Here is a 21896-nt window from a genome sequence, read left to right on the forward strand (position 1 = left end):
GTGCCGTTATTGACTGTCTGGTTAATGGGTGCAAGGTCTGTCCCGTTATTCGGGGCAAGGTCATGAACGGTGTCATTTTCCGCACTATGACGCATGGGCAGGTAGGTCAGCGGGCCGGGCTCTCTGCCGGGAAATGCACCATTGCGACCGGGGATAATCAGACTGGCATACTCTCCGGGGATCGTCCTGTTGTGGTCATCGGGGGAGACTTTCATTAAACCTTGGTCGTGTATGTCACCAAGGGTATCAGGTCTTATCGGGGTCGTTACATTGCCCGACAGCATCCGTAACTTGTCAGTATTGTTCAACCGGTGTCTGAACAGCTCGCTGGCATCCACCAGTTGCCGCAGGTCACTGGCAAGGGTCTGATGACTGGAACTGGCCAGATAGTCCGGTGTCAGATAAACCCCAATCCAGTCACCCAGAGCCTTGAGGGTAAGGAATCTGCCCCGAACGCTGCTGGTGGTATTGTTTAAGAGCGGCGCCTGCTCCGGCTCCAACAGGCCATCGTATTCACTTTGTTGTGCCTCATCATTTTTTTTCAGTCGCTGAAGGTTTGCCAAAACTGGGCTGTCGGGGTCTCTGGCAGTCAGCCAGTCCAGACTGCCATCAAGCGCCCTGCGGAAAAACCATTGTTCACTGCGCAACGGTTGTTCGTTGTAAACGGTTTCGATGGCAGTGAGCAAATCCGCCATTTCTCCGGCTGTGCGATTAGTCTCCAACGCCTGCCAGTCTTCCATAACGCTGGCAAGTGCTGGCGCCAGCCCGTCAGCCTGGTAAAGTTCCCGGACGGCATCAACAAAGTCTTCCGCTGTGCCACCCCGTTTCCTGAGATCATGGCGTTGGCCTGACACCAGTTGCCGGTAGAGATCACCGGACTCTTGTGGCCATTGCCGGGCCTGGTAACGTTCATCAAGCCCATAATGTGGTTTTAGTGCTTCCAGCCTGCTGCCAGTGATCCCCCACAGCTGTTCAATACCGGCCACAGCCAGGGCATTGTCGGTCAGGGTTTCTCTCCATGTTGGTATCAGCAGGGCCGACAGTCCGTGCCCAAGAGCTTCGTCAGAGTGCCGGGAAAGATCGGCGGCTCCCAGACGAATCAGTGGCCGACTGTCGTTTGTGAAGGTTGCGTCACTGTCAATAAATAATCGGTCGGACTCTGCCTTGATAAGAGGGACTTTGTTATCCGTGCCACCCGGATCACTGGCAATCTGCAGTCCGTGAAGAAAGGTCAGCAACTGCCGGTTAAAACCACCGTATAGAAACAGTCCTGCCAATTTCTTGAGGTCAAAAACCAGCCGCCGGAGCGTTTGTGCCGGATCCTTGTAACCGAGTGAATGGTAGCTTTCCACATCAAGGGTGATGTCGGCCAGTCGCAGTGGCGGAGCGGCGTCGCCCTGGGGGTATACCCTGATGCCTATTTCTGTTCCGTTAACCCGGGTGCGGTAACCATCGCCAAAAGCAGGACAGGCTATTGTCTCGTCGATGCGCAAAAGAGGCGCGACGGGTGTGAAAGGAGAAAAACTGTCAGGCACTGGTCTGGTAACATTGCCTGTTGGACGGATCTCCTCACTTTTGAGCCAGGCAAGTGTTTGACCAAGATCGTTTTTAGAATGCCAGTGTCTGGCTTGCAGTTGGGCACTTAGAGGAGTTGGCGGCTTCCCAGGATTTTTTGGGGCATTGAACAGATCAGGAAGCAAAGACTCCAGCCAATAGAGTGAAACCGGTGATACTTTCTGATTCAACCATTTGGCAGCCAGGGTTTCAGAGATAAAGTCGAGCTGTGTTTGAGTGGCTATAGCGGAAACCACGTCATCAGTCTGGCTGATGGGAGACGGGATTAAACCGCCACCATTTTCTGTGGAACCATTCTGACGTGCCTGAAATTCTGACCAGAAGTTATTGGGATCACAGGCCTCATAAACGACCATTGCCATATTGTTTAGCAACCTGGCAACGAGCCGGTCAGTTCCGGGAGCATCGGCCAGACTGGAGGGTTGGCCTGAAGCCTGGGGCAATGATGACGGATTGATGATCGATTGCCCGATTAAAAATGTCACGCCATCGTCATCATAATAGATATTCTGCCCCGGCAAATCACGGTCAGACAGGATAATACTGATATTCCGATGTATATAGTGAGGAAAAAGACCGGACTGCTCGATTAGCCAGAAAGCTCGGTCAATGGCTGTCCTGACAGTACTGATATGTGCTGGCGTGGCAAAGCCCGACATCGGTCGGGCCCGGTCCGTCGACAGCTTGATGGCAAAAGTATCAGTATTAACACTGGCCGAGTAGAACCAGCCATTGCTGGTCTTGAGCCACTGTCTTTTGGGAGAAGGATTGAGAGGATTGGTATCGGTCAGATTGGCAGGCATACGGGAAGCTCTCCGTAACTAACAGGTTGTTCAGCCCCCGTCTATCCTAGTTAAAGGTTGCGGAGTCGTCAGATTTTGTTTCATTCCCTGGCTTGCCGATGACACAAACGATGGGCTCCCGCTACTGTGATTGCCTGACAGGGCACTGAGGTCCTGAACCAGTCGCTGGTAGTGCTGGTAAAGTTCCGTATTATTCAGGCTTGTTCCTACTGGCCGCTCACTCTCCGATCCAATGTTGTTTTTCTCACCTCCGGCCAGGCTGCACAGGTAATTCACCAGCCGTTGCCCTCTGCGAATGATTTTGTTCAGAAAGGTCACGGCTTCATTCTCTCCCCCGTCACTGTCGTTCATGGCTAACTTGCTGTCATTCCTGTTGATCATAGCCATGGGGTTCAGGCTGACTTGTCCACCTTTAAAGTGCAGACTGGCCAGCACCTCCGGTTTCACCAGTGCCAGTGTCTGGTTAGTGCCGGTATTGATGATCCTGAAGGTTTGGCTCTCCAATGGCAGGGAAGCGCTGCTGCGGGTAAAGTTGCTGCTGCGGGTGAGATTGCTCTGCACCTGCGGGTTACACTGGCTGAACGCCACCTGTCCCGGGGTCAGGTCGGTAAAGAACAGTGCGGTGCTGTTATCACCCGACAAACGTCGTAAATCCGCCTTAGACCCGGACGACAGTAGAACATAATGCTTGCCATGGCTGTCGATTGTGCGGGCTGGCCTGCACGCCCGCAGGTCATAGACGTCATTGCCAACACCGCCGACCAGCGGGCGCGTCCAGTCGAGAATGGCCTGCCACAGGCTGCTGTTGCCGGGCGTATCCAGCCTCCGGTTGTCACACTGGTCGCCCCGGTTTGCCAGCACTTCTGGCCGTGCTGCGATGTTGCCTGAGGTTCCCAGCAGCAGCAGGTCATGACCGCCCCATCCACGGAGTGACCACTGTCGGGCGTCGGCGCCAAGGTACAGAATATTACTGCGGCTATTGCCCCAGAGTCTCGCTGTCCTGTTACCGACGGCGGACGAGCTGATCACGGAGGGCAGAAACGGCCATGACTGGTAACCGCTGTCGGGTTTCGGCCCGCTCACCTGAACACTGCCCGGCTCCCAGCCCCACTGTCCTGTGCCAGTAATAAACACCTGACGTCTGACGTATGTGGCGTTCAGGGGTTCCAGTGTCAGTTTAATCCCGTCCATCGCCTGGTAGGTGACGATTTTTACCGGTTGGTCCTGCTGGATGTACAGGGGGTTGCTGGCTGTGGCGTTGATGAATCGGAGGCGTTCCTTCCTGACGAGGCTGCTCACCGTGAGTGGCAGGACGACCCCCTGACCTGAGTCCGTCACCCGTGCTGCCAGGTCGGATAATGATAGCTCAAGGTCATTGAACACCAGCGTTGTGGGTTGCAGGAACTGGTCGTGCTGTCTGGCCCAGACCTGCTGAATCTCGATCTCGGCATCGCCGGTGGTAAACCGGTTGGACAGCACCAGGTTCTGACCCCGGCGCCAGGCAAGGAAGAGGAAGGCCGATACATTCAGTTCAATGCGGGTTTGTGCCCTGTCGTGCTTGGTGATGCTTTCTTCAGCCAGGCCGGGATGGATGAGGATTCGGGCAAAAAATGACAAGTCTGTCTCATCCAGTTTAATCACGTCGGACCCACCCTGGCTCTCCACCATGATCCCGAACCGCTGTCGGGTACCGTTCCGGACAAAGGCCACCCGATGCTCTTGGTAGTAAGTGTCCAGCCGCAACGTTTCCAGTTTGATCTTGTCGGCTCCGGGGGTTCCTGACAGCAGCAGACCCTCGGCCATCACGGCGACCCTGCCAAAGGTGCCCAGTGATTGGTAACCCTTTTGGGTGACCCGGTACAGCGTCTGGTTGTTCCGGTTATAAACGACCGTGCTCGTTGACGGAGGGAGCGAGAACTTCCGGACGCTGCCAATCACTTGCTGAACGCCGTGCTCCTTGCCAGGCAAACCGAACAACAGTCTCTGTTTACGGGGACTCTGGCCCTGGTAATCCATCCAGGCTACCTGGGTTGGGGAATAGCCAGAGCGCAGCGTGAGGGCGATCAGTTCGGTGTCAGCCTTCTGGCGTATGCCCGCTGGCAGAGATCCCATGGCCTGGTTAAAATCTTGCCGGGTCCAGTAGACCAGCCTGCCGGTGGTGTTTCTGGGTCCCATCAGGCTGAGGTCCAGTGCCACCAGGGCCAGATGCTCCCGGTTAGCCAGGTATTGGGCCGTCGGTGTCTGGATGCGCCACGCCCGGGCACCGTGTTCCCAGTGGTGGCTACCCCTCAAGTCGATACGCTTAGCCATGTAACGGCAGGGAACGGAGATTTGGTCATCGAACTCACTGGGCATCCCGGTCAGCGAAGCGGCGGCGGCCTCACCACAAAAGGGATGGCCTTTGGCGCCCTGATCAGGCTGTCGGAAAAACTCGAAAGCCTCCTCTTTGCGAGTGTCCGACAGCGCGAGCAGTTGGCCGTCGTCGTTCACCATGACTTCAAACTGGTCACGGGTGTTGGCTGCCAGCAGGGTGTCGCTGTCCGGGTAGTACCAGACGTCCAGTTGCCTGATCGCGCTGAACAGGGGGTGGTCGATGATTGCGGTGATGGGTCTCAGCGGCACCAGCCCCACCTTGGCCGAGAACCCCTCCCGGGCCCCTTTCAGCCGGTCTCGCAGCAGACTCTTGAGCTCACGGATGAAAAAACGGGCACTGGTGGTGGTCCAGGTTGTACCGGGGTGTTCTATGGTCAGTTTGGCGAAGATCAGGTTGACTACCTTGCCCAGGTTCAGGCTGTCCACCATCAGGCCAGACTGGGGGGTGAACTGGTGCACACTCAGGGTATCGTTCGACTTGGCGACGATCTGCCCGGTGGCTTCCACCTGCCAGTTCTTAAAAGGTCCTGACTCCACCGACAGGTTTTCGCTGACCACCCGGGTGTTATCCCAGGCCTTGTCCGGTATCCACAGCCGGTAGCCACCGTTGGTATCGGCCAGGAGGCTGCCGGAGTGCGCCTGCACATGCCTGAAGACGCCGACTCTGGCTATCTTTGCCTTTACTTCTGCCTTTTCCAGCGCTCGCTTCTCGCCTGCAGGGCGGATCAAATGGAAACCGGAGTTCAGCCGCTGGATACCACCGGGGCGATTCACGTCGGTGCTGAAGTAATACAGTTTGCCGGAGTGCCGACTGAACAAAATGTAGTAAACAGTCTGGCCCCGAACCACCACCTTGTGGACCGGCAGGTGCTCTTCACGCAGTGCCCTGCGGACACGCTCATTGATCGTCCGTAAACGGCTTCCGTCGTTTCTATTGTTTGGCATGTCGCCATCCAGCAGGCTGCTCAGGAAGGTAATATAGCTTCGGGTGGCGTCGTCATAAAAACCGGTTCTAAGAAGACGGCGGCTGCCGTAGCTATCGACATCCTGCAAGGGAATCAGCCCATGGTCGGATGTCGTTGTGTCAGATGCCACTGCAGGTGGGGTAGGGGGTACACTGAGCTGGCCATCCAGGGTTTCTGCCGCAATCACCTGGTGAGCCAGCTGACCGGACGGGCTGGCTGTCAACAGGTAATAATAGGGGGCATCAAACACCAGCAATTGTGACTCATCTTTGTTCGGCATTATCTTTGAGACATGGCGGCCAAACAAGCTGGCATTCAACTGGAAGTGCGAGATTTCCCGGGTCAGTGCCTCCTTATTCTGGAATAACACCTTGCCGTTGGCGGAGTCGAAAAAATAGTAGCCGGTAGTCGGGTTCCCCTGGACCGGTTGCACCTGGACCGGTTGCACCTGGGCGCTGGCAGCAATGAGCCGGATTTCCTGATGCTTAAGGGTATCGTACCAAAGCAGGACCCGGCCCAACTGATCCCAGTCTGCTTCGGCCAGTCCCAGCTTGCCAGGGAAGCAGCGGTAGGGTTTCTTGAGATACTCATTAACCTGTCGGTCACAGTCCCGCTGGTGCTGTAACCAGGCTGGGTTCTGCCGATTATTGCTCTTGGGTAGTGGGTCAAGGGCACCGTTCATCTCCCACCGGTTCGGTATTTTGGGTGACCACCCGGATGTGGTTGTGGTCCACCGGTTCGGCGCTCCGTCCATACAGCGTGCACGGATCTGAGGTGAGAAGTCGCAGTCTTTCAGCTCCAGCGGCAGGAACCGGCTGGCCGCAGTGTAACGGCTCATGATTCTGTTCAGTTTCGACGCCCTTGATGGCCCGTCATTCAGTCCTCCATTGTCGTACAAGCGCTGAATCACTTTGTGATCCAGCAGCCGCCACTCAAACTGTGCGTTGGGATCCCGGGCCACGACTTTATACGAGGGAGCCTGTTCATACCAGGAGTGTGGTCTTGGTTCAGGAAATCGGAAAAGGGTCTCACCCAGCTTGAAGTCCCGGTTATCTTCATAGGACAGGCTCACCCAGGACCGACAGTTTTGTACTTGGTCATCCCGCTCAGTAATGCAGGCATAGGGGAGCTTGCCGTCGTAGTTCAACACCCAGGTAGAGGCCGTCTGCCCCTGGGGGTGAAGGTGGATAGTGTGTTCACCGTTGGATATCAGGGCGTAGGTTTTGTTGGCCCCTTCAGGACTATACACGTCATACTTCAGAAGTCGGGAGAATGTCGATGAGACCTCGCGAAAGACGACGACGTGATCCTTGTTATCGAGATACAGTCTGCTGGTTGAGCGACGGTATTTCAAACTGTCGGTATGGGTGAACATCTGGCCAAGGTATTTATAGTCGTAGCTGATGTCATCACATGAGCCATGCCCGTCGCACTCGGTATACCGGGTGTCTTTCACTTTTTTCTGGTATAACCGTTTCAGCTTGCTGTCGCTGACAGCATCCAGAAGTTTCGCACCGGGGGAACTGCTGTCTGGCGCACTCCCCAGAGAGGTCTGGTCCAAGGGACTGTAGAGGAGCTTGACCTCCCACGGGGGTACAGAAGGCATTAAAATGACCTTTTTATCGCTCATCTGCCCCAGGTTGCGGAATACCCCGTCTGAGCATTGATACCCGGTTAAACGCGACTCCGTCCGGCACAATGTCGCCAGGGCATCGTCGATCAGGTTAAAGGTGTCAGGGGAGTATTCGATCCGGTTGATGTCGCTGGCGCAGTGCCGTAAAGGAGCCTTAGGTACATAGGGTATCTTCTCACAGTTTTTCTGTTTCCAGTCGTCTTTTTTCCCGGCGATTAAGGTTGGCTTGAATGAATAGACGCCACCGTAGGTCAGGGTCTGGTTCTCCAGGTTGATAGACCGGATGTTCAGGGGCAGGAGACTTTTGCCATCCCCGCTCATCAAGGCATTGAGGGTCTGCTTGTTGGCCAGGAAGCTTTTGGGGTCCAGCTGGGCGTGGATCAGGTCAAAGATTTTGGCAGCCTCACCCGAGGCATCCTGCAACTTTTTGTAGGCCAGCTTTTTTAACTTCCTTTTATAGTTCTCCTGAAAAATACCCCTGACGTAGTGCATGATCCCGTCAATAAATGCCCCGACTGGCCCGAGGAACTCTGAAATGACGGAGACATAGGTATCCACCCACTCAAAGGTCACCATGGATTCCATGAGTTTCTTGACTTCCGGGTCCTCTTCGTTCTCGTACTCAATGAGGGTCAGGGTGAGACTGGCTCCCGGCACGGCGAGACCCAGTATGGGCACAAAACGACCGACTTTTTTACCCAGCCTGCCGACTTTTTTCAGACCGCCGGGCAACTTGCCCGACCCGGAAATATCGGGTAGCTTTGGTGGTTTCTGACCGGGGGGCAATGACGACCGGATGGCCGGGATGATTGTCTTGATCCCCTGTCGCCCGAGATTGATGATCTCAATCCCTTGCAATGCCACAGCCGTATAAAAAAGCGTCTGGCGCCCGGTATAAATCTGCTGTTGGGTGTCCGTCATATTCTGAGACGGGGGATTTTTGTAATGGTGTCCCACAGGGGAAAGCCCTGCTATCAGGTCGTAAAGGCCTATAAAAGACCTGAGCTTTTCCAGTCCGTTGGTGGAAGATTTTTTTCCTTTGACCCGGAATCCCTGACGACCCGTCCCCTGGAGAAAGCCCCGGAAGCGATCAAAGGCACCGGAGGTAAACCGGATGTTCTTACGGGTCAGGGTATCGGGTTCCATAAAGTCCATGCGCCAGCCACGGCCATCCCGACGAAGGGTATCCAGTTGGGGAGCCATGCTGTCGGCGAGTGAGTGCCGGGCTTTAATGTCCCCCAGGGCGGTATCAAACTCCAGCAGCCGCTGCCTGAATTCGGCTCGTTCAGAGGCCACACTTGAGAGGCTGTCTTCAGTCCGGGGCGGCACCGGAACCGAAAGGTGGCTGGGCGGCAAATAGCGGAGCGGGGGATTTGAATCCGATGGCCGGGGCGACCTCAGCACAGTCTTTTCGCCGGGAAGCAACCGGTACTCTGGTTGTCCGGTGCCCGGGGAGCGCAGCACAAGGCTTTCAATCGCCGGGCGGTCCTTCGGCATCAGATGCTGGATATCTTTCACCAGTCGTTTGAAAACCTGGGGGCTGCCACTTCTGGGTTCGACAATCAGCTTGCCGACCAGGGGTTTGCCATGGGTGGGCGAGCGGGTCATAAAGGTTTTCAGGGCGTTCAGGGCTGTGATTCCGCGGGACTGGTTGCTGCTGGCAAGATCGCTGACGGTCAGGGTGGCGATGTAGCGGTCCGGGGTAAAGTCGACCAGTGTCGTCAAAGCATGGGCAATCAGTCTGGCTGGCCGACCGAGAACGGTGACGCGGTTGCCGTCTCCCCCGGCGATGGCCGACTGAACCCGGCCATCGGGTGTGAGCAGCACATAACCGGCAGCGGGGGTAGCTTTCAGCAACAGGGGCTGACCACTCAGGGTGCCGTCTTTTATCTGCTGTTGAGCGCGGGTAAACGAATCTTCGTCCAGGGCAATGACCGAGTGCATGCCCCGGGCGTGAGCTAATGCGTCCTTGCCTTCCAGGCGACGAAACCGGGTGAAAAAATTCTGCAGCCAGCGCTCATCTTCGTTGGCGGGTTTGATCAGGGCGATATCCGTTTTTTTCCTGTCGTTGCCAAGACGGAGCTGGGTTTTGAAGCCGGAAAGTAACCGGAGGGCATACTCCAGGTTTTTGCGTCGAGCATCGCAGCTGCCGGCACCGGCTGATCTTCGAGGCCTGCGACAAGCCCCTTGTGGCGGGACCGGGAGAACATGTACGTTGTCGAAATCATTTTTGAATTCTGCGTTAATTTCGGCGGCACCTTCCGGCGTTTCAATATCGACATTGTGAATATAGTATGAGCCTTTCTGTACTTGGTTTTTGATGTTTTCGAAGGCCTTGGCCTTTGCTTCATTACTCTTGAAGTGTTCTATCTCCCGCTCAAGCTGATTCATGTGATCATTGTGAAAACGTCTTTCATAGCGCGCAAGCCACTCAGTGTAAGAGGAAGATTGCATCGCCATTTGGAGTGTTTCTCTCAAACGCGTGGTTTCTGTTTCATGCGGATGAATGAAAGCAGCATTTTCAGTCGGCGGTTGCTGCACTAATCCAAAATAGATCGCTGCCTGGAAATCTGTGTAGTATGAGTATTTGCTGGCATCTTTTCTATTGTCGATAAACTCTCGGCGGCCTGTGGAAGTGGGCACTCTGTTTTTGGATCCGGCAGAGGCAGAACCATCCTGGTGTCTGTCACCGGCATACATCATTTCGACAAGGGCTGCAGCTGAATCCGTCGCGAGTCTGGGATCGGTCGAACGCTGGGAATTCTCAGCGACTACGGATTCGAACAACTGATCTGCGAAGATGGATTCGGAAATGTCAATGTTGGGTCTGCGAGTAAATTCATTATCAGGGTCAAGGGAGTCCAACCCGAACTTGGCTATGTAAGTAACGGTGTCGTCTTCATTCAGGGTAAAAACAATACGGTTGAGTTCAGGATCGGGCGCATCTCTTGAGGTTGACGGCCTGTTAGGATCACCACCGGTGGTTTGCCGTGGAACGCCTGCGGATAAGTATCCCCGAACTGCAACAGCAGAATTTGCACGGATACCTTTTTTGGCCAACTCCCTCAGAACTTCAGGTATAACATAATCTTTCTGGTCAGCACCCAATACACCCTTAGAACCTGGAATGTCTTGTGCAGAGTTATCAAAAGAGAATGCTATGTTTTGTACGGTGGTATTCTCGGGGATCACTTTGATTAAAACTGATGATAGCTTTCTCACTAAGTACAGGGAGTTAATGGAATTAATCTCACTCGACTCTGTAGCAGAGAAATCAAGACTTCCAGTAATAAAGACTTTAGTGTCTTCGCCGATATTTTTGAATGGTGTTCCTAAAATTGTTCTAGTTTCTAGTGTTTTACTTCGATCAGAATAAACAATGTCATATAAGACGCTCTTGCCGTTTGGAGTGCGATACCTAATATGTTTTTCATAACTCTGCCTCGCAGACTCTCCATTGTCCCTAATTCTGGGCATATTAATTATTATTAACTTGTCGTATGGTCGCCTAAGCGCTGAGTCTGGCAGGTCAGAATCAGTGCCATAAGAGTTCATGCTATAGAAGGGATTTTCCGTTGAGAAGCTCTTAACTTCGGAGATTATAGGTTTTCCCCCGGAAACGGTTCTTTCTAATCTTTCAAAAGCGTCATAACCTAGTTTAGCGAGAATCCGGTGGTCAAGATCCCCGTTATTATATGAAAGCTCCGCTAACATGATTGCAATTCTATAGATTTCTTTGTTGTAGGCAGGATCTCTACGTTTATTGGATTCATTCAAAGACTTGATTATCTCAATTATGCGTCTTTCTTTGCTTGTTCCATTGTTTTTAAATTTTTCTAAAATACTGTGGAAAAATATGGTTTCTTCAAGTACTTTGTTGATCAGTGGGTTATTTGGGAAGGCTTCCAACATCATTGGTTTGATTGAATCATCGTGGCGTCCGGCTTTATTCTTGTCTTGAGGAATTAAAGTTCTACCGAAAAATATTTTATCGTCACTAACTCCACTCGTTGGACGTTCACTCAGTGTAACAAATAGTTTGCAACAAATGTTTTCTTCTATGACACTTTTAATTCGATTTAATTTTTCTTGTGACAGGTTTATATCGTCTATCTTGAAGTAACGGTCAGGATCAGGGATAAGTTTACGTTCAAACATATTTTCCAAAACAGCACGTACCTTAGCTCTTTCTAGCTGCACTCTCTCACTACTGTCCACTTCCCTTCCCGATGTAGACTTGCTCGAGATGCCGCTTTTTTCGAAGGGCCCAGCCTTCAGTGCTGGTAGCAGTCCTTTATCTATATATACCCCTCCATAAGAGTTTTTATGGTAAATCCCTATAGCTCTTTCGGTTATCAAAGGTTTTTTAAGGCTTAAGGTGTACTTGATATATTCACTGTGTTGTCGTTCAAAATCAGAAGTATCTCCTACAACATTATTCATGCCAATGGTTCTTCGAATTTGATTTAATACATTGTTGGTTTTATTCCATTGGGTGGTAAACAACCTCTTTACACTGTCTGAAAAATCGGCTTTCATTATATCCAATCTTTCTATGTCATCGTTTTCACCCATAAAAGCATCGATTTTTTGCCAGATACTACGCCTCAACCACGCAATATCAGCGGGATAATCTGTTTCAATCCTTTGTTGTATTCTCTCAGAATACAGCAACAAATATAGAATTCTTTTGTATATCAAGGCTTTGGGAGCCCATACATAGATATCATGGTTCTTGTTCGCCCAGGCCCATACTTTCACGCAAATAAATTCCCAATCTTCAGCAGGACCGACAATAGCAAAATGAATCTTCTTGGGTATAGCTGGCACGATAATACCTGATAGATTGATTTACATGGTTTTCAAAAGGGTTTTGATAATTGTCTTTTCACCGGCGTGGTCAGAGGACTTTAAATGCTTAAAAATCGCACCGTGCAGTGTAGTCCGGAATTGAGAAATTGACCTGCCTAGCCGTTCTATAAAATAAATTTGTCGTCTTTTTAAGCATGGGTAGGTTACTGACAATCAGCCAAGACCCATCGTCGTCAAACTTAGCGGTGTCGTCAGGTTCTGCACTATTCTCTGTTTTGCCGATGGGATAAACGACGGGCTATCACCGCTGCGATTGCCAGTCAGGGCACTGAGGTCCTGAACCAGTCGCTGGTAGTGCTGGTAAAGTTCCGTATTATTCAGGCTTGTTCCTACTGGCCGCTCACTCTCCGATCCAATGTTGTTTTTCTCACCTCCGGCCAGGCTGCACAGGTAATTCACCAGCCGTTGCCCTCTGCGAATGATTTTGTTCAGAAAGGTCACGGCTTCATTCTCTCCCCCGTCACTGTCGTTCATGGCTAACTTGCTGTCATTCCTGTTGATCATAGCCATGGGGTTCAGGCTGACTTGTCCACCTTTAAAGTGCAGACTGGCCAGCACCTCCGGTTTCACCAGCGCCATTGTCTGGTTGTTGCGGGTATCGATGATCCTGAAGGTTTGGCTCTCCAATGGCAGGGAGTGGTTGCTGTGGGTGAGATTGCTCTGCACCTGCGGGTTACACTGGCTGAACGCCACCTGTTCCGGGGTCAGGTCGGTAAAGAACAGTGCGGTGCTGTTATCACCCGACAAACGTCGTAAATCCGCCTTAGACCCGGACGACAGTAGAACATAATGCTTGCCACGGCTGTCGATTGTGCGGGCTGGCCTGCACGCCCGCAGGTCATAGACGTCATTGCCAACACCGCCGACCAGCGGGCGAGTCCAGTCGAGAATGGCCTGCCACAGGCTGCTGTTGCCGGGCGTATCCAGCCTCCGGTTGTCACACTGGTCGCCCCGGTTTGCCAGCACTTCTGGCCGTGCTGCGATGTTGCCTGAGGTTCCCAGCAGCAGCAGGTCATGACCGCCCCATCCACGGAGTGACCACTGTCGGGCGTCGGCGCCAAGGTACAGAATATTACTGCGGCTATTGCCCCAGAGTCTCGCTGTCCTGTTACCGACGGCGGACGAGCTGATTACGGAGGGTAGAAACGGCCATGACTGGTAACCGCTGTCGGGTTTCGGCCCGCTCACCTGAACACTGCCCGGCTCCCAGCCCCACTGTCCTGTGCCAGTAATAAACACCTGACGTCTGACGTATGTGGCGTTCAGGGGTTCCAGTGTCAGTTTAATCCCGTCCATCGCCTGGTAGGTGACGATTTTTACCGGTTGGTCCTGCTGGATGTACAGGGGGTTGCTGGCTGTGGCGTTGATGAATCGGAGGCGTTCCTTCCTGACGAGGCTGCTCACCGTGAGTGGCAGGACGACCCCCTGACCTGAGTCCGTCACCCGTGCTGCTAGGTCGGATAATGACAGCTCAAGGTCATTGAACACCAGCGTTGTGGGTTGCAGGAACTGGTCGTGCTGTCTGGCCCAGACCTGCTGAATCTCGATCTCGGCATCGCCGGTGGTAAACCGGTTGGACAGCACCAGGTTCTGACCCCGGCGCCAGGCAAGGAAGAGGAAGGCCGATACATTCAGTTCAATGCGGGTTTGTGCCCTGTCGTGCTTGGTGATGCTTTCTTCAGCCAGGCCGGGATGGATGAGGATTCGGGCAAAAAATGACAAGTCTGTCTCATCCAGTTTAATCACGTCGGACCCACCCTGGCCCTCTACCATGATCCCGAACCGCTGTCGGGTACCCTTGTGGACAAAGGCCACCTGATGCTCTTGGTAGTAAGTGTCCAGCCGCAACGTTTCCAGTTTGATCTTGTCGGCTCCGGGGGTTCCTGACAGCAGCAGACCCTCCGCCATCACGGCGACCCTGCCAAAGGTGCCCAGTGATTGGTAACCCTTTTGGGTGACCCGGTACAGCGTCTGGTTGTTCCGGTTATAAACGACCGTGCTCGTTGACGGAGGGAGCGAGAACTTCCGGACGCTGCCAATCACTTGCTGAACGCCGTGCTCCTTGCCAGGCAAACCGAACAACAGTCTTTGTTTACGGGGACTCCGGCCCCGGTAATCCATCCAGGCTACCTGGGTTGGGGAATAGCCAGGGCGCAGCGTGAGGGCGATCAGTTCGGTGTCAGCCTTCTGGCGTATGCCCGCTGGCAGAGATCCCATGGCCTGGTTAAAATCTTGCCGGGTCCAGTAGACCAGGCTGCCGGTGGTGTTTCTGGGTCCCATCAGGCTGAGGTCCAGCGCCACCAGGGCCAGATGCTCCCGGTTAGCCAGGTATTGGGCCGTCGGTGTCTGGATGCGCCACGCCCGGGCACCGTGTTCCCAGTGGTGGCTACCCCTCAAGTCGATACGCTTAGCCATGTAACGGCAGGGAACGGAGATTTGGTCATCGAACTCACTGGGCATCCCGGTCAGCGAAGCGGCGGCGGCCTCACCACAAAAGGGATGGCCTTTGGCGCCCTGATCAGGCTGTCGGAAAAACTCGAAAGCCTCCTCTTTGCGAGTGTCCGACAGGGCGAGCAGTTGGCCGTCGTCGTTCACCATGACTTCAAACTGGTCACCGGTGTTGGCTGCCAGCAGGGTGTCGCTGTCCGGGTAGTACCAGACGTCCAGTTGCCTGATCGCGCTGAACAGGGGGTGGTCGATGATTGCGGTGATGGGTCTCAGCGGCACCAGCCCCACCTTGGCCGAGAACCCCTCCCGGGCCCCTTTCAGCCGGTCTCGCAGCAGACTCTTGAGCTCACGGATGAAAAAACGGGCACTGGCGGTGGTCCAGGTTGTACCGGGGTGTTCTATGGTCAGTTTGGCGAAGATCAGGTTGACTACCTTGCCCAGGTTCAGGCTGTCCACCATCAGGCCAGACTGGGGGGTGAACTGGTGCACACTCAGGGTATCGTTCGACTTGGCGACGATCTGCCCGGTGGCTTCCACCTGCCAGTTCTTAAAAGGTCCTGACTCCACCGACAGGTTTTCGCTGACCACCCGGGTGTTATCCCAGGCCTTGTCCGGTATCCACAGCCGGTAGCCACCGTTGGTATCGGCCAGGAGGCTGCCGGAGTGCGCCTGCACATGCCTGAAGACGCCGACTCTGGCTATCTTTGCCTTTACTTCTGCCTTTTCCAGCGCTCGCTTCTCGCCTGCAGGGCGGATCAAATGGAAACCGGAGTTCAGCCGCTGGATACCACCGGGGCGATTCACGTCGGTGCTGAAGTAATACAGTTTGCCGGAGTGCCGACTGAACAAAATGTAGTAAACAGTCTGGCCCCGAACCACCACCTTGTGGACCGGCAGGTGCTCTTCACGCAGTGCCCTGCGGACACGCTCATTGATCGTCCGTAAACGGCTTCCGTCGTTTCTATTGTTTGGCATGTCGCCATCCAGCAGGCTGCTCAGGAAGGTAATATAGCTTCGGGTGGCGTCGTCATAAAAACCGGTTCTAAGAAGACGGCGGCTGCCGTAGCTATCGACATCCTGCAAGGGAATCAGCCCATGGTCGGATGTCGTTGTGTCAGATGCCACTGCAGGTGGGGTAGGGGGTACACTGAGCTGGCCATCCAGGGTTTCTGCCGCAATCACCTGGTGAGCCAGCTGACCGGACGGGCTGGCCGTCAACAGGTAATAATAGGGGGCATCAAATACCAGCAATTGTGACTCATCTTTGTTCGGCATTATCTTTGAGACATGGCGGCCAAACAAGCTGGCATTCAACTGGAAGTGCGAGATTTCCCGGGTCAGTACCTCCTTATTCTGGAATAACACCTTGCCGTTGGCGGAGTCGAAAAAATAGTAGCCGGTAGTCGGGTTCCCCTGGACCGGTTGCACCTGGACCGGTTGCACCTGGACCGGTTGCACCTGGGCGCTGGCAGCAATGAGCCGGATTTCCTGATGGTTAAGGGTATCGTACCAAAGCAGGACCCTGCCCAACTGATCCCAGTCTGCTTCGGCCAGTCCCAGCTTGCCAGGGAAGCAGCGGTAGGGTTTCTTGAGATACTCATTAACCTGTCGGTCACAGTCCCGCTGGTGCTGTAACCAGGCTGGGTTCTGCCGATTATTGCTCTTGGGTAGTGGGTCAAGGGCACCGTTCATCGCCCACCGGTTCGGTATTTTGGGTGACCACCCGGATGTGGTTGTGGTCCACCGGTCCGGCGCTCTGTCCATACAGCGTGCACGGATCTGAGGTGAGAAGTCGCAGTCTTTCAGCTCCAGCGGCAGGAACCGGCTGGCCGCAGTGTAACGGCTCATGATTCTGTTCAGTTTCGACGCCCTTGATGGCCCGTCATTCAGTCCTCCATTGTCGTACAAGCGCTGAATCACTTTGTGATCCAGCAGCCGCCACTCAAACTGTGCGTTGGGATCCCGGGCCACTACTTTATACGAGGGAGCCTGTTCATACCAGGAGTGTGGTCTTGGTTCAGGAAATCGGAAAAGGGTCTCACCCAGCTTGAAGTCCCGGTTATCTTCATAGGACAGGCTCACCCAGGACCGACAGTTTTGTACCTGGTCATCCCGCTCAGTAATGCAGGCATAGGGGAGCTTGCCGTCGTAGTTCAACACCCAGGTAGAGGCCGTCTGCCCCTGGGGGTGAAGGTGGATAGTGTGTTCACCGTTGGATATCAGGGCGTAGGTTTTGTTGGCCCCTTCAGGACTATACACGTCATACTTCAGAAGTCGGGAGAATGTCGATGAGACCTCGCGAAAGACGACGACGTGATCCTTGTTATCGAGATACAGTCTGCTGGTTGACCGACGGTATTTCAAACTGTCGGTATGGGTGAACATCTGGCCAAGGTATTTATAGTCGTAGCTGATGTCATCACATGAGCCATGCCCGTCGCACTCGGTATACCGGGTGTCTTTCACTTTTTTCTGGTATAACCGTTTCAGCTTGCTGTCGCTGACAGCATCCAGAAGTTTCGCACCGGGGGAACTGCTGTCTGGCGCACTCCCCAGAGAGGTCTGGTCCAAGGGACTGTAGAGGAGCTTGACCTCCCACGGGGGTACAGAAGGCATTAAAATGACCTTTTTATCGCTCATCTGCCCCAGGTTGCGGAATACCCCGTCTGAGCATTGATACCCGGTTAAACGCGACTCCGTCCGGCACAATGTCGCCAGGGCATCGTCGATCAGGTTAAAGGTGTCAGGGGAGTATTCGATCCGGTTGATGTCGCTGGCGCAGTGCCGTAAAGGAGCCTTGGGTACATAGGGTATCTTCTCACAGTTTTTCTGTTTCCAGTCGTCTTTTTTCCCGGCGATTAAGGTTGGCTTGAATGAATAGACGCCACCGTAGGTCAGGGTCTGTCTCACCAGGTTGATAGACCGGATGTTCAGGGGCAGGAGACTTTTGCCATCCCCGCTCATCAAGGCATTGAGGGTCTGCTTGTTGGCCAGGAAGCTTTTGGGGTCCAGCTGGGCGTGGATCAGGTCAAAGATTTTGGCAGCCTCACCCGAGGCATCCTGCAACTTTTTGTAGGCCAGCTTTTCTAACTTCTTTTTATAGTTCTCCTGAAAAATACCCCTGACGTAGTGCATGATCCCGTCAATAAATGCCCCGACTGGCCCGAGGAACTCTGAAATGACGGAGACATAGGTATCCACCCACTCAAAGGTCACCATGGATTCCATGAGTTTCTTGACTTCCGGGTCCTCTTCGTTCTCGTACTCAATGAGGGTCAGGGTGAGACTGGCTCCCGGCACGGCGAGACCCAGTATGGGCACAAAACGACCGACTTTTTTACCCAGCCTGCCGACTTTTTTCAGACCGCCGGGCAACTTGCCCGACCCGGAAATATCGGGTAGCTTTGGTGGTTTCTGACCGGGGGGCAATGACGACCGGATGGCCGGGATGATTGTCTTGATCCCCTGTCGCCCGAGATTGATGATCTCAATCCCTTGCAATGCCACAGCCGTATAAAAAAGCGTCTGGCGCCCGGTATAAATCTGCTGTTGGGTGTCCGTCATATTCTGAGACGGGGGATTTTTGTAATGGTGTCCCACAGGGGAAAGCCCTGCTATCAGGTCGTAAAGGCCTATAAAAGACCTGAGCTTTTCCAGTCCGTTGGTGGAAGATTTTTTTCCTTTGACCCGGAATCCCTGACGACCCGTCCCCTGGAGAAAGCCCCGGAAGCGATCAAAGGCACCGGAGGTAAACCGGATGTTCTTACGGGTCAGGGTATCGGGTTCCATAAAGTCCATGCGCCAGCCACGGCCATCCCGACGAAGGGTATCCAGTTGGGGAGCCATGCTGTCGGCGAGTGAGTGCCGGGCTTTAATGTCCCCCAGGGCGGTGTCAAACTCCAGCAGCCGCTGCCTGAATTCGGCTCGTTCAGAGGCCACACCTGAGAGGCTGTCTTCAGTCCGGGGCGGCACCGGAACCGAAAGGTGGCTGGGCGGCAAATAGCGGAGCGGGGAATTTGAATCCGATGGCCGGGGCGACCTCAGCACAGTCTTTTCGCCGGGAAGCAACCGGTACTCCGGTTGTCCGGTGCCCGGGGAGCGCAGCACAAGGCTTTCAATCGCCGGGCGGTCCTTCGGCATCAGATGCTGGATATCTTTCACCAGTCGTTTGAAAACCTGGGGGCTGCCACTTCTGGGTTCGACAATCAGCTTGCCGACCAGGGGTTTGCCATGGGTGGGCGAGCGGGTCATAAAGGTTTTCAGGGCGTTCAGGGCTGTGATTCCGCGGGACTGGTTGCTGCTGGCAAGATCGCTGACGGTCAGGGTGGCGATGTAGCGGTCCGGGGTAAAGTCGACCAGTGTCGTCAAAGCATGGGCAATCAGTCTGGCTGGCCGACCGAGAACGGTGACGCGGTTGCCGTCTCCCCCGGCGATGGCCGACTGAACCCGGCCATCGGGTGTGAGCAGCACATAACCGGCAGCGGGGGTAGCTTTCAGCAACAGGGGCTGACCACTCAGGGTGCCGTCTTTTATCTGCTGTTGAGCGCGGGTAAACGAATCTTCGTCCAGGGCAATGACCGAGTGCATGCCCCGGGCGTGAGCCAATGCGTCCTTGCCTTCCAGGCGACGAAACCGGGTGAAAAAATTCTGCAGCCAGCGCTCATCTTCGTTGGCGGGTTTGATCAGGGCGATATCCGTTTTTTTCCTGTCGTTGCCAAGACGGAGCTGGGTTTTGAAGCCGGAAAGTAACCGGAGGGCATACTCCAGGTTTTTGCGTCGAGCATCGCAGCTGCCGGCACCGGCTGATCTTCGAGGCCTGTCACAAGGCATCTGTAGCCGGCCTGTGAGAAGCTTGATGTTGGCGAAATCATTTTTGTATTCCTTGTTAAGTTCGGCGGCACCCAGTATCGATTTAGGATCGAGAGTGTAGATATCGAATGCCTTGACCTGTATCCGACGTTTGAGGGTTTCGAAGGCTCTGGTCTTTTCTTCGTTGCTATGGAAATTGGCCATTGCCTGCTCAAGCTGATCTATCTGATCAGGCGCGCTGAAACGCAGTGCGTAGCGCTCAAGCCACTGAGTGTATGTGTGAGAACTTAGTGCAAGGCTAAGTGTGTCTGCCAAACGAATAGTTTCTCCTGCAACCAAAGTGGCGAAAGTGGCTTTTTCAGTTTGTGGGTGTTCCTTTAATCCATGAAAGATCGCGGTTTTGAACTCAAAGTGAAATGTGTAATTTTCAGCATTTTTTCTTCGATCCCCAGGCTCATCTTCGCCTATGGCTTTAGACAACTCATCTTCGAGTCCGGCAAAGGTAGGCCTGTCTTCGATTACGACTTTGACCAAATCATCGTTGAGTTTGGCATCAGCAAACTCTCCTTTGAGTAGAGCTTCGGTAAATTCTTTTGTGAGTTTGTCATCGTTCGGATCCTCTTTGCTTGTCTTATCGATAAACTCATTTTCGAGGTCAAAGGAGGCCAACCCGAACTTGGCTCGGTATGTCACGGCGCCGCTACGGTCAAGGGTAAAAACAATGCGGTTGAGATCTGGATAGGGGGCATTTTTCGAGGTTGACGGCCCGTGAGGATCACCTGCTGACAAGAATCCTCGAATCGCAACAGCTGAGTTTGCATAGATACCTTGTTTGGCCAAGTTCCTTAAAACTTCAGGTACAATATAATTTTTCTGGCTGGTATTTAGTACACCCTCAGAATCTTCAATGCCTTGTGCAGAGTTATCAAAAAAGAATTTTATGGTTTGTACTCTGGTATTTTTTGGGATCAACGTTCCCAAAACCGCTGATAGCTTTAACATTAAGCGCTTGTAATAGAAAGTATCATATAGATTCAAGTCGCTATTATAGAAATGAAGGCTTCCAGTCATGATGACTTTAGTGTCTTCGCCAATATTTTTGAGCGTTACTCCTGACACTTTTTGAAGTGTTATTGTTTCTATTTGATTTGAATCAACAGCATTGTATAAGACGCTGTTTTTTTCAGTGCGGTACTTATTATAAAGTTTAAAGCAATGTATTAAAGAATCGCTTATGCCTTCTATGTTTTTATCTGAATAATGAACGATTATTAATCTTTCATATGATTTCTGACCACTTGTTGGTGACGAGTTAAAACCAAGGTTTCTAAAACTTCTGTTATAAAAGAGATTATTCGCTATGAAGTAGTTAATTGGAATGATTTTGATGTCTTTTGGTTTTTCAAGATTTATTAATCTTTCAAAAGCATCATAACCTAATTTTGCAGTAATGATGCAGTTAAATTTGTCGATATCATGCCGAAGATCAGTTGATATGGTTGCAATTTTATCGATGTCATTATCAGAGATAATAACTTTTCTTTCCATATAGAATTTATGAATAGCCTTCCTTATCTTTAATGTGATTTCTTTTTTTCTTAGTGATGATTTTTTTAAATTTTCTACAGTCTCATGAAGTAAACAGATTTCATCAAGTAGTAGTTTGATTGTTGGGTGTCCTTGGCGAGAGGCCACCATCAGGGGCTGGATTGAATCATCAAGAGCTATAGTGGGAGTATCATATTCAAAATTTACTTTCTTACTGAAGAATAATTTATTACGGCTATACTCCTTTAAGTCATATTTCGGCAGACTATGGAATAAATCACTAATACTGCTTTCTGCTACGATACCTTGAATTCGAGTGATTTCTTCTCTCGACAGGGTTGTACCGTATCTCTCAAAATAAGGGCTGGGATCTGAAATAGTTCCATCTGAAAACATTTTTTTAAAAAGAGCATGTAGCTTGGCACTTTCGAGCTGCTTTTCCTTCTCAGAAGTCACTGCCGTCCCCGATATAGGATCAAGGGAACTGCTTCTTTTTAGAAAGGGGTGACTGTCCATTTCCGGTAGTAGTCCTTTATCAATATATACCCCTCCTAGTACGAATTTTTGACTCAGCCCGATAAATCTTTCGATGATTAAACTGTTAGTAAAGCCTAAACTGTATCTGATAAAATTTTTATATTCTTGATCTAGGTTTTTCAGCTTTTTATGAACAATAGCGTTGCTGATTAAATTTTTAATTTTATCTAAAGAATTATTGATTTTATTCCATTGGATGACAAATTCCTTCTTTACACTGTCTGGAAGATCAGATTCCATTATATTTAATTCTTCTATTTCACTGCTTTCTCCCATAAAGTTATCAATTTTTTGCCAGATGCTGTCTTTCAGCCGAGCAATATCACCGGGGTC

Annotated in this window: 3 protein-coding genes (1 of these 3 running past the window's edge); all 3 read right to left on the reverse strand. The window is 52.5% G+C overall.

Going from position 1 to position 21896, the window contains the following annotated elements:
• Positions 1-2378 carry the 5' portion of a TcdA/TcdB catalytic glycosyltransferase domain-containing protein gene (locus ACO6VG_RS16350; RefSeq protein WP_422474753.1) on the reverse strand. Its footprint begins 26299 nt before the window's first position, so the window shows 2378 of its 28677 coding nt (coding positions 1-2378); its start codon is at positions 2376-2378; the stop codon falls past the left edge of the window.
• Positions 2379-2408: 30 nt separating this feature from the next.
• Entirely contained in the window at positions 2409-12179 is a 9771-nt protein-coding gene (locus ACO6VG_RS16355; RefSeq protein ID WP_422474755.1) for a hypothetical protein, read from the reverse strand.
• A 195-nt stretch (positions 12180-12374) separates the two neighbouring features.
• Positions 12375-20318 carry a hypothetical protein gene (locus tag ACO6VG_RS16360; RefSeq protein ID WP_422474757.1) on the reverse strand — a complete coding sequence of 2648 codons (7944 nt, stop codon included), beginning with the start codon at positions 20316-20318 and terminating at the stop codon, positions 12375-12377.
• Positions 20319-21896 lie beyond the last annotated feature (1578 nt).

It is taken from the genome of Endozoicomonas sp. ALB032 (assembly GCF_049310125.1).
Classification (GTDB): Bacteria; Pseudomonadota; Gammaproteobacteria; order Pseudomonadales; family Endozoicomonadaceae; genus Endozoicomonas_A.